This is a genomic window from Acinetobacter sp., assembly GCF_045628685.1.
Classification (GTDB): Bacteria; Pseudomonadota; Gammaproteobacteria; order Pseudomonadales; family Moraxellaceae; genus Acinetobacter.
In genome coordinates this window covers 1-11,506 of the sequence record NZ_JAZQPV010000052.1, presented here as the reverse complement: position 1 = coordinate 11,506, position 11,506 = coordinate 1, and the positions used below count along the sequence as shown (strand labels likewise).

Here is an 11,506-nt window from a genome sequence, read left to right as displayed (position 1 = left end):
AAAAGTTGCCCCGTCACTGAGTCACCGTGACCAGACAGGTAATGTTCAACAACTTTCAATTTGAATTCTTGAGAATATTTAGCCATTAAAAAGCACCCTTCAAATTAGACTGAGAGTGTCCAACTTTCGGGGTGCAGATTAGGATGTCGGGGTTTTTTTATTCTTTTTACTAAAATATTAATAGGTTATATTGATGGAAGTATAGTTAAGTGCTGAATTAAGTAAAGAATTTTTAAGTGAAAAGCAAATTCTACAGGAATCTAAAACACGTAATGCAGTTGAAGATGCCTTAAATGCTCAACTTCAAAATAAGTCTTATGATATTCCGATAAATAAATAGAAATGCATTTCAATTATAATGGGGATGGATAGTTTTGAAGAACGTATCTATTATTCTATTAAACGCTAAAATATGGATTTTTGATTAAGAGTTGATCCGACAAGTTTTAAGACAACAGATGATTTAGGCCGAAAAAAACTTATTTATAAAATGTTATTAAGAAGCTTAGATCTACTTAAAGTGAAGTTTGAGAAAATTAGGCCTAAACTTGATAAAAAAGTTTATGAAGAACTTGAACAGCTTAAAAAGGACTTCTTAGAAATTGCAAGAAATGATTCTTAATTCATATGTTAATACAAGATAGCATTTAACTTATGTTTACCTAAAGTCAACTTCATAATAAATATTTATATAATAAATAATAAAATCATACACTTGTAAATATAATTTTAATATTTAAATTTTTCTGGTTCATGAACTTATTAAATTTAATATTTTAAGAGTTAAAAAGTGGAAATTCTCAGACCTCTACGAGGTCAACGCAGAGGTCTGAGAAAAATTAATAGCTAATCCCTAATTTTTTCAATTTTGAAATCAAAGTTGTCGGATTAATTCCTAGTAATTTAGCAGCACCATCTTCACCAAAAATTTTTCCCTCACAATTCTGGACAGCACGTTTTAGGTTTTCAATTTCCAATTGTTTAAGATCTTCAATGCTAAGAATTTTTGATGTAATGTGCTCTACAATTTCATTCGTTTGCATCGTTTGATCATCTGGCTGAGTTTCTTGTTCTAATAAATATTGAAAAGATACGCTACCGTGACGTGCAGTAATCATCGCGCGTTCTAGAATATTTTGTAGTTCACGAATATTACCCGGCCAGTTATAGCGCTGTAGTTCTTGAATATGCTTCTGACTGAATGAAAGATAAGGTACTTTACGTTGCTCACAGATCAATTTGCTAAAGTGACTGACCAAAAGCGGAATATCTTCTTTCCGTTCACGTAACGCAGGAGCGAAGATGGGGAATACATTCAGGCGGAAATACAGATCTTCACGGAAACGTTTTTGTCGAGCTTCTTCTTTAAGATTGCGGTTGGTCGCAGCAATGATCCTTACATTTACTTTACGCGTTCTTTCTTCACCTACGCGTTCAAAAGTACCTTCCTGCAATACACGAAGTAACTTACTTTGTAGCTCTAATGGAATTTCACCAATTTCATCTAGAAACAAAGTTCCTTGATCTGCGAGCTCGAAACGACCAGCACGATCACGAACCGCGCCTGTAAAAGCACCTTTAACATGACCAAAAAATTCACTTTCAAATAGCTCGGCTGGAATCGCAGCACAGTTAACCCGAATTAGAGGTTGCTGCTTACGATGACTGGACTGATGAATAGCACGAGCGATCAATTCCTTACCTGTACCAGACTCGCCATAGATCATTACGTTTGCATCGGTTTGCGCAACGACCTTGATTTTTTCAATAATTTCTCGAATTGAACTGCTATTTCCAACAATCTCATGATATTGATTGTCTTGTAAAATCTCTTCTTGCAAATACTCATTTTGCTGTTCTAAGCGACTTTTCAGACTTTGTAATTCAGTTAGTGCTTGAGTCAATTTCGCTTCTGTATTTAAACGCTCAGAAATATCACGGAATACCACCACAGCGCCAATAATTTCACTATCACGGATAATAGGCGTACTAGTGAACTCTACAGGGAAATTACTTCCATCCACTCGCCAAAATACTTCCTGAATGCCTTGATGCACCACACCATCATGTACCGCTGCATAAATTGGACATTGCTCGACGGGGTAATGTCGACCATCTTCATGGGTGTGGTGGTGAATCTGGTGAATATTCTTTCCAATGACATCATCTGGTTTGAGGCCAAGCATTTTGGCACCGACTGGATTGATAAAAGTACACTGACCTTGATGGTTAATACTGTAGATCCCATCACCTACAGAGCTGAGTAACAGATGCTTGCCTGTATCTGAATCAATGAAGAGCTCTTGTAATGCTTGCCACTCCATTAAACCCGCACGTATCGCTTTGTCTGCATTTTTATTAAATTGGCGCAGCTCCAAATCCTTCACATCAACCAATGACCAAATTATGTATTGATGATGCTGATAGGGGAAATGGACACCTTGAACATCTAACTGGATTTTTTCACCATGATGATCAAAAGCATAAATTTCATTATTCCACGCCTGACCTTTATTCAAAATCTCTTCAGTAAATGCAATGAGGTAGGGCAATTGAGTAAAGTGGCCAAAAATTGACGTCACATTTTTATTGAGTAATTCATGACGTTCATAACGTAGCAAACGACCAGCAGCAATATTCAAATCAATAAATCGGTTTTCTTTAGGATCAATGACCATCAGTGCCTGAGAGGCGTGTTCAAAAACTAAAGGTCTTAATGAATCTTCAGAATGTGCCCAACCTGAAATAAAGTCTGCTGTCATGGTATGAATTTTCGTAGTTAATGCTATGAAATTTCATAATAATACGAAGTTTCGTAATTGTAAAATCTTTTCATAAACCATTAAATATATTTTTTTAAATTATTTTTTAACATAAAAACAAATATTTATATTTTTATTTAGGTTTTTATCCAAATATGGCACGGCTTTAGCAATATCTACAACAAACCAATCAAGGTTGTTTAACTCATCTTATCGGAGCACGTTATGCCAAAAGTAGATATCGAACAGTATAAAGATGGCGATTTCCTAGTCGACTATGAAGAGAAAGTTTTTGAAGATGTAAAAGCACAGCCGGGTGAAAAAGCATTAGTGACATTCCACACCATGGCATTTGAAGGTTCGATTGGTTTGGTCAACGTTTTACAGGCGAAACGCTTATTGCGTAAAGGGTTTGAAACCAAAATTTTATTGTACGGTCCAGGCGTACAGTTAGGTGTACAACGCGGCTTCCCAACTTTGGGTGCTGAAGCATTCCCAGGTCATCTAGCAGTCAATAATCAACTCAAAGCATTTATGGAAGAAGGTGGTGAAGTTTATGCCTGCCGCTTCGCGCTACAAGCACTGTATGGTCAAACTGAAAAAGCATTAATGCCAGGTATTCGTCCGATCAATCCTTTGGATGTTATGGATCTCAAATTACTGATGCGTCGTGATAACGCACTAATTATCGATACTTGGACAGTGTAATTCAAACATTAGGAAAAATAGGGGAATAAAACCATGAGTCGAATCATAAAAGCTGCAGCCGTTCAGTGTAGTCCTGTTCTTTATAGTCAAGCGGGTACAGTCAAAAAGATCTGCGATCTGATTGCTGAACTTGGACAGCAAGGTGTGCAATTTGCAGTTTTTCCAGAGACAGTGGTGCCTTACTACCCTTATTTTTCCTTTGTTCAACCACCGTTTGCAATGGGCAAAGAGCATCTTAAATTGCTTAACGAATCGGTCATTGTACCATCAGAAGCGACTGATCTGATTGGTGCTGCATGTCGTGCCGCGCAAATGGTGGTGTCAATTGGGATAAATGAACGTGCCGGTGGTACGATTTATAACGCCCAACTTTTATTTGATACAGATGGCAGCATTATTCAGCATCGTCGCAAAATTACCCCAACATATCATGAACGTATGGTATGGGGGCAAGGTGACGGCAGTGGTCTACGTGCCATCGATTCAGCCGTTGGACGTATTGGTTCATTGGCATGTTGGGAGCATTACAACCCACTGGCACGTTTTGCACTCATGGCAGATGGTGAACAAATTCATGCTGCGATGTTCCCTGGTTCATTGGTAGGACAAGTTTTTGCAGATCAAATATCTGCAACTATTCAACATCATGCATTGGAATCCGGTTGCTTCGTGGTCAATGCCACTGCATGGTTAACACCAGAACAACAGCAACAAATTATGCAAGATACTGGCTGTGAATTGGGTCCAATCTCTGGTGGTTGTTTTACTGCAATCGTTTCACCAGAAGGCAAGTTTTTAACCGCACCATTAACTGATGGTGAAGGTTATGTCATCGCCGATCTGGATTTTAGCTTGATCGATAAACGCAAACGCATGATGGACTCAGTCGGGCATTACAGTCGCCCTGAATTATTGAGCCTTCTAATCGATCGTCGCGAAACTCAGGTATTACATGAATATCCAGCAGCCCATTTATCAACCGCACAAGAAAAAATAAGTAACTTTACAGAGTCTACAGAAGAGCAGCTGAGCAAAGTATAGACGTTAAATTTGAAGATGAATTAAATATTAAGTGTAAGGAGTTTTGCCATGTCAGCAGTTGAATTACTCAGTGACCTGCAATGCAATGGACTGAAATGGAAAGGTGACGTGGGTCTTGCGCGTAAAGGTGGCGCTGGCCCAAGCGACCATAAAGCACTCAGTCAAAATGGACAAACCATGATGATTCCTGTGTTGAATCTCGCAGCGCAGAATTCTCCTTATACCGCACAGCAGGATCACGATTCAGACAATGTCATTATCTTTAAAAATAAGATACCAGTTGCCACATTGACTGCACCGAAACGACCAAAGTTTTATGATTTAAAAACGGCGGAAGGTATTCCTTATGAACAAATTGCAACCTTACATAGTCACGATGTTCTAGCTACAACGGTGTTACAGCATTGCATTCGTATGAATGATAAGGAAACCGCTTGCCAATTCTGCTCAATTGATCAATCTCTCAAGGATGGGCGTACTTTAATTCGAAAATGGCCTGAACAACTCGCTGAAGTGGCTAAAGCAGCGGTCGAGCTCGATGGTATTAGCCAAATGATCTTAACGACGGGAACACCTAGCACCTCGGATCGTGGCGCTGAAATTTTATTTGACTCTGTGACTGCAATTCGTGCAGCGGTCAATTTACCCATTCAGGTTCAATGTGAACCACCTGATGATTTCAGCTGGTTTTCAAAGTTAAAACATGCAGGTGCCGTATCCATTGGTATGCATTTAGAAGCCGTCAGTGACCGTATACGACATCAGATTATGCCGGGCAAAGCTGAAGTTTCACTGGATAAATATTTTGCTGCATTTAGAGCTGCTGTTGAAGTTTTTGGTCGAGGTCAGGTTAGTACTTATATTTTAGCCGGACTAGGTGATACTGAAGAAGAAATTCTAGCAATGACGGCCAAACTGACTGAAATAGGCGTCTATCCCTTTGTCGTGCCTTTTGTTCCGATTCAAGGTACGCCACTCGAACATCATCCTAAACCTGAACCTAGCTTTATGCAGATGCTTTATCCAAAAATTGGAGCACAGCTCAAGCAGCATAACTTGAAATCTGAAGATACTCAGGCAGGCTGCGCCAAATGTGGTGCGTGCTCATCGCTAAAAGCTTATGAATAGGAAGGACAGCTATGTATCTAGATGATGATCTTTCACAAAACTCATGGCTTAAGGCTGTAAACCAGAATCTAAAACAGTATTTAGCTGACGAATTTATCAGTGCAGATATCGTGATCAAAATTGTCACTGAAGACTGGGAGCGGCGTCAATATTACCGTTTGCGTGAATCAACATTTCGTGATGAACAGCAACTCTTGAAAGAAGATCGCGATGAATATGATTTTAAAGCGTTTGGTATTGTTGCGATTGGGCAGATGTTTGGTGAACCGGATCGGGTGATTGGAGCGGTACGAATTTTCCCTGAAGGTGAACATACTTGGTGGGGCGGTCGACTCTGCGTTGATCCGTTATATCGCCATCATCGCGCTATTGGCAAAGCCTTAATCAATGCTGCTGTTTCAACAGCAAAAAACTTGGGTTGCAGACGATTTCTTGCAACGGTACAACAGCAAAATGAAGTGTATTTCCAAAAGCTGTGTTGGCAAAGCCAGAAAAATATTCAGGTTGCCAATATTCCACATGTGTTAATGCAGGCTGACCTTGCACATTATCCATTGAGCAATATTAGTCAGGCTTACATGCAGCATTCATATGCAATGCAGGAGGTATAAATGACTCAATTAGAACTCGAACGGTTAGTTGCACATCTCAGACAAACTCCGGCTATGCAGTCCAAAATGAATATTGCTCAAGGGCTTAAAAGTACACTACCAAATATCGAAACCATGACAGATCTGTATGCTTTACCAGGAGATGATACTGCTGCAATTGAAACAGATCATGGGTATATGCTGCATGCGTGTGAAGGCATGATTCCAAGTTTTGTTGAACATCATCCTTATTTTGCTGGTTGGTCAGCAGTCATGGCCAATATCAGTGACATTAGCGCCATGGGTGGTAGAGCGACATCAGTCGTTAATAGTTTTTGGCATCGCAGTACTGAACAGGCTCAAGAACTCATAAGAGGTATGCAAGATGCCTGTCAACGATATGCAGTGCCATTGGTGGGTGGACATACTCACATTGATCCAAATTTTCAGCCCGCACTTTCAGTTGCCATTCAGGGTGAGGCAAATCGACTTTTGTCGGTCATGCATGTCCAACCTCAACAAAAGATCTTGTTGGCCCTGAATATGAAAGGTCAGTTCCATCCTGACACCACGTATTGGAAATGCTTTGAAGGTGTAGAAGGAAGCAAACTTCAGGCAGAACTTGAAGTCCTTCCACAGCTGGCAGAATTGGGATTGGCCTATGCTGCACGTGATATCAGCAATGCTGGCATTCTTGGCAGTTTACTGATGTTGCTGGAAGCATCTGGATGTGGTGCGGATATTCAGCTTGATCAGGTTAATAAGCCGCAAGATGTAGATTGGCAGCATTGGCTACAAATCTTCCCAAGCTATGGATTCTTAATCACTGCAGATGAAGCGGAGTGCGAGGAGATTATAGCGCTTTTTGAGGCACAAAATCTGCACTGCAGAATCATTGGGGAAGTCAATGCAACCGCTAAAGTCCAAGTAAGCAGCAAAGGTGTTAACGCAGATTTTTGGGATTTCCAACAGCAACTCTTTACTGGTTTGTGCTATGCAGAACAGATTCAATATTTTCAAAGAGATCAACAGGATTATAGACAAGCGGAGCTCAGCGTATGCCAAGCGTAAATTTCATAGTCAAATGGCCAAATGGTCAAAGCAGTAACTTTTATTCACCTAGCACTATAGTCTATGAATATTTTCAGAAAGGTCAGCAATGGGCTGGGCAAGAGTTTTTAAAGCAGTCTGAACAAGCCCTGCAGGCAGCTTCCGAACGGGTACGTGCTCGTTATGGTTTTGCCTGTAGCTCGGCAATGGAAACGCTCAACCGTATTCAGGAACAGGCCAAGACATACTCTTTAAAGCCTGAAGATACGATTGAAATCACAGATATTTATAACATCGACTAGAGGAAATCACTATGTTGCAATCATCAACATTAAAATCACATTATGATGTCGTCATTGTCGGTGGTGGGCAAGCTGGCTTGTCAGTCAGCCATTATCTTAAACAAGCGAAGATCGATCATATTGTATTAGAAAAAGAAGATTGTCTAACACACAGCTGGCGTAAAAAACGCTGGGACAACTTTACCTTAGTGACACCAAACTGGCAGTGTTTATTGCCAAACCATCCTTATCATGGCAATGATCCTGATGGTTTTATGAAGCGAGATGAAATTGTTGAATATCTGGATGGGTTTATTGAAAAGCTCAATCCACCTGCCATTTTGAATGTCAATGTGGAGCAGATTACCAAGATTGCAGAACAGCATTATCACATTCAGACAAGCATTGGTGAAACGACAGCGAATCAGGTGGTGATTGCTGCGGGGGGGTATCACACGCCTATTTATCCAAAGCTCAGTTCAAAATTACCAGAACATGTTTATACGATTCATTCAGAGCAGTATTTTAATGCTGATCAATTACCTGAAGGGAATGTATTGGTTGTAGGGTCCGGTCAATCCGGAGCACAGATTGCAGAAGACTTACATTTGGCTGGGAAACAAGTCTATCTGTCGATTGGTGACGCACCGCGTTGTGCACGCTTTTATCGTGGCAAGGACGTAGTTAAGTGGTTGCATGATATGGGCTATTACGAAACGACCGTGAAAGACCATCGCTATAGTGAAGAAGTCCGTAAGAGCACCAATCATTATGTAACTGGACGTGATAGAGGTCGGGATATTGATCTACGTAAATTTGCACTTAATGGAATGCAGTTATTTGGACGCTTTTCTGACTATGAAAATGGGACTCTGAAATTTCAACCTAATCTTGTACAGAATCTAGATCAAGCGGATGCGACTTATAACCGTATTAATGCATCGATTGATGCTTATATTGAGAAAAATGATATTACAACAGCCGAACCTGTCAGCGTGTATACGCCAGTTTGGCAACCCGAAGAAGAACGGACTGAGATTAATGTAGCGAAAGAAAATATTACTTCTATCATTTGGTGCATCGGCTTTGTACCCGATTATTCATGGATAGATTTGGATATATTCGAAAACAGTGGATATCCAAAACATGACCGTGGCATCACCATTGATCCAGATGTCAGCTTTATTGGCTTGCCATGGTTATATACGTGGGGATCAGGGCGTTTCCTTGGTATTGATCAGGATTCACAATATTTATCCCAGCATATTATTCAACGTCATAATGCATTTAAGGAAAAATATGCGGAGATGATTGCTTAAAATTAAGCATACATTCACGATTTCATTAAAATTTGACCGTATTATTCAATACGGTCTTTCTTTTTGGGGCGGTGATTAAAGTCTATGAACAGTTTCAGCAATATAAGGCTTGACAGTCCAAAGGGGTAATCATTAGTCTATATCAATATTAATGAACTTAAAGTATCCTGTACTCAATTTAACATAATCAATATTATACGAAATCATGTTGTTAGAACCCATTTAAAGTGTCTATATTCTCACCAATAAAAATGTCTGGTTTATGATGCTTTTCACCATCATGGGCTGGATATAAATATAGACGTCTTGCAGTTCTGCAAGACGTTCGAGATCATCGTATTACCCAGATCTGTGCCGCTGAAATCCTGAGTCTTTCCAACCCCTCAAATTACCCGGTTATTGTAGAAGCTCAATCAAGATGGTGTTTCAGGTATGGTGCATGCCAGTCGTGGCCAACCTGGCCATCATCGCCATGATGAGTTATTAAAATCAAAGTGCCTTTCCATTATTTCTGAACATCTGCTGGGCTTTGGACCCACCTTGGCCTCTGAGAAGCTCAGCAGCATGTTTGACCTGAATATCCCGGTAGAAACAGTTCACAGTTCGTCGCTGGATGAGACGACCTATGAGGGACGAAAGCTCAACTACAGCATCTTCGATAAATTAAGTCAGATCAATCAACGAGAAGTGGTTGAGAACAAGAGTTGAGGTTCTATCTTGGTGTATATTCAGCAACAGCATGAAGAGTTGGAGAAACAGAATAAGCATTCTCTGGCCAAGAAAAGTATGCTAAGTAGTAAAGCTCAAAAGAGCATTATTGACCAAAGAAAATCAAATCCTATGCTTGACTCTTGTTGTTAAAAACAGGACATTTTAAATGGTTTATCACATAGACATTTCTACTTGGGAATAACCGCAGTTGTAAACTCCAATTAGAAATGAGCGATCAAAAAACAGCAAATAAATATAATTGCTGTTTTTTAAAATTGTAAAAATATTTAGCGAAGCCTTATTTTATTTTAGCCCACTCTTTAGCTAGTCGCTGCCTAAAGCTTTGTTTTTTATCTTTTTTACACTCTTCAATAATAATAGGGGTAACTTTTTCAATACCTTGTGTGTCTATAATTTGATTTTCTACACCTTTATTATTCATATTTAAAGCTATGGTCACTCCGACAGCGGTTGGCTGGTAAGTTGCACTTAACGCAAGAAAGTCCTCACAGGTCCAGCTATTTACCGGTTTTTTAGTGGAAGCAGCATTTACAAACATTGGAGTTAATGCTACACAAGACAAAATAACGATAGATAATTTTTTCATTTTAATCAATCTCTTGGGGTATTTTGAAATTATTTTAGATTATAATTATTTAACTATAATCTTATTTGTATAATTACTCGATGCTCAGAAAATGTATATTAATAATATGTATCTCGTTTTTTAATGAACTGCTTCTCATATTTTGGACATAAGATTGCTTATTTTTAAGCTGCATCAAATACTGCTGGGCTCATTCTGTCGAGATGGGAATAGTGCCTATAATCCGCTTGTAAAACATCTCGATGTAATCAACCCCCTCTGCAAATGCCATCATTTGTCATAAGCCTATGAGTTCGATAAAGGTATAGCAGCGGATTGCGCTGAAACGGCAGGCCTTCATCTTGAGGGTGTGTAGCGGAAACCCTTATATTAGCCCCCTCTTATTCAGTGGGATTTCGATTTCCTGTCTCTGTCTTTCGATCATAAGAAATAGGCCAAGAACGCCTAGAAATACCAGATCAGAATTAAGGGGGAGAAAACCCAGATCAGGCTGACTAAAAATTGTCCCAGAGTTATCCCCAGAAATTGGGGATAATTTTTGCGCTGTGGGGTCCGAAAATATTGATAAAATTTTAAATTTGATCAAAAAATAATCAATTTCATTGGTGAAAAATTACAGAATTCAATATATTAAAGGCTGATTTATTTTTAAGTATATATTTTTTAAGGGTTTATATAACAGTTATTGCATTAAATAAAAGGTAAATTACGGGATTTTAATGCATTGGTGTACGTTTTATGTTTTTGTTGCGGTAGTCAAATTAAAGCAAACCTGCGCACTCATGCAGAGCACCCAGTAAAATATCGGCAGCTGAAAACAGGATTATGTCCTAAATCCCTTGATGAAGTATATTGAGCGCTTTCGTTAATGGAATGAGAGAAGTTATCTCTATTCTAAAACAATAATAATGAGGCAAGGATTGTATAAACATTCAAATTTTCCAATGAAAAAAAGGAAAAATACTAAGCATTTAAACAATGTGGAGATAGCTTCTCAAAGCGATCATCTTAGTAATAGAAAGTGTACTACCAGATTTACCAGCCGGTTGGGAAACCTAAAGTCTGTTCTGTTCAGCATGTAAATACATTCAATAATAATGATCTCTACCGAACATAGAGATCATTTGTTGATCTATTTTATTTTCGACTGATAATCAGTGCAATCCCCTGCCCGACACCGATACACATTGAACACAGCGCATATTGACCACCGGTTTGCTCCAGCTGGTTCAGCGCAGTTGTCACCAGACGTGCACCCGATGCACCCAGCGGATGACCCACTGCAATCGCACCCCCATTCGGATTGACC

Annotated in this window: 9 protein-coding genes and 3 pseudogenes; 9 read left to right on the top strand and 3 right to left on the bottom strand. The window is 39.4% G+C overall.

The window, feature by feature from the left end:
• Nucleotides 1–839: 839 nt before the first annotated feature.
• Entirely contained in the window at nt 840–2,762 is a 1,923-nt protein-coding gene (locus ACKI4H_RS06650) for a sigma 54-interacting transcriptional regulator (protein ID WP_407304655.1), read from the bottom strand.
• Nucleotides 2,763–2,987: 225 nt separating this feature from the next.
• On the opposite strand from ACKI4H_RS06650, the gene ACKI4H_RS06645 reads away from it, so the two are divergent.
• The 9 genes and pseudogenes from ACKI4H_RS06645 to ACKI4H_RS06605 form a co-directional block, all read left to right on the top strand.
• Nucleotides 2,988–3,470 carry an MSMEG_0572/Sll0783 family nitrogen starvation response protein gene (locus tag ACKI4H_RS06645; protein ID WP_407304653.1) on the top strand — a complete coding sequence of 161 codons (483 nt, stop codon included), beginning with the start codon at nt 2,988–2,990 and terminating at the stop codon, nt 3,468–3,470.
• Between the two features lie 33 nt (nt 3,471–3,503).
• Nucleotides 3,504–4,511 carry a Nit6803 family nitrilase gene (locus ACKI4H_RS06640; protein ID WP_407304652.1) on the top strand — a complete coding sequence of 336 codons (1,008 nt, stop codon included), beginning with the start codon at nt 3,504–3,506 and terminating at the stop codon, nt 4,509–4,511.
• 48 nt (nt 4,512–4,559) lie between these two features.
• Nucleotides 4,560–5,639, top strand: coding sequence for an MSMEG_0568 family radical SAM protein (locus ACKI4H_RS06635; RefSeq protein WP_407304651.1), 1,080 nt, complete (start codon nt 4,560–4,562; stop codon nt 5,637–5,639).
• A gap of 11 nt (nt 5,640–5,650) precedes the next feature.
• The gene (locus ACKI4H_RS06630; protein WP_407304648.1) at nt 5,651–6,250 is read left to right on the top strand and encodes an MSMEG_0567/Sll0786 family nitrogen starvation N-acetyltransferase; all 600 of its coding nucleotides are present in this window, start codon (nt 5,651–5,653) and stop codon (nt 6,248–6,250) included.
• Entirely contained in the window at nt 6,251–7,300 is a 1,050-nt protein-coding gene (locus ACKI4H_RS06625) for a sll0787 family AIR synthase-like protein (protein WP_407304646.1), read from the top strand.
• Nucleotides 7,288–7,581 (top strand): MSMEG_0570 family nitrogen starvation response protein, encoded by a 294-nt coding sequence (locus ACKI4H_RS06620; RefSeq protein WP_407304645.1) that lies wholly within the window; start codon nt 7,288–7,290, stop codon nt 7,579–7,581. Before ACKI4H_RS06625 ends, ACKI4H_RS06620 begins: the two co-directional genes overlap by 13 nt.
• 11 nt (nt 7,582–7,592) lie before the next feature.
• Complete coding sequence (locus ACKI4H_RS06615; RefSeq protein ID WP_407304643.1) at nt 7,593–8,879, top strand: MSMEG_0569 family flavin-dependent oxidoreductase; 1,287 nt, start codon at nt 7,593–7,595, stop codon at nt 8,877–8,879.
• A gap of 314 nt (nt 8,880–9,193) precedes the next feature.
• Nucleotides 9,194–9,476, top strand: a pseudogene (locus ACKI4H_RS06610) (ISNCY family transposase); the annotation flags it as partial.
• 27 nt (nt 9,477–9,503) lie between these two features.
• A pseudogene (locus tag ACKI4H_RS06605) lies at nt 9,504–9,740 on the top strand (ISNCY family transposase); the annotation flags it as partial.
• A gap of 148 nt (nt 9,741–9,888) precedes the next feature.
• Here the strand turns inward: ACKI4H_RS06605 and hdeA are convergent.
• Nucleotides 9,889–10,197, bottom strand: a complete 309-nt coding sequence (gene hdeA / locus ACKI4H_RS06600; RefSeq protein WP_407304641.1) for an acid-activated periplasmic chaperone HdeA — start codon at nt 10,195–10,197, stop codon at nt 9,889–9,891.
• A gap of 1,137 nt (nt 10,198–11,334) precedes the next feature.
• Nucleotides 11,335–11,506: pseudogene (locus ACKI4H_RS06595) on the bottom strand (hypothetical protein); the annotation flags it as partial.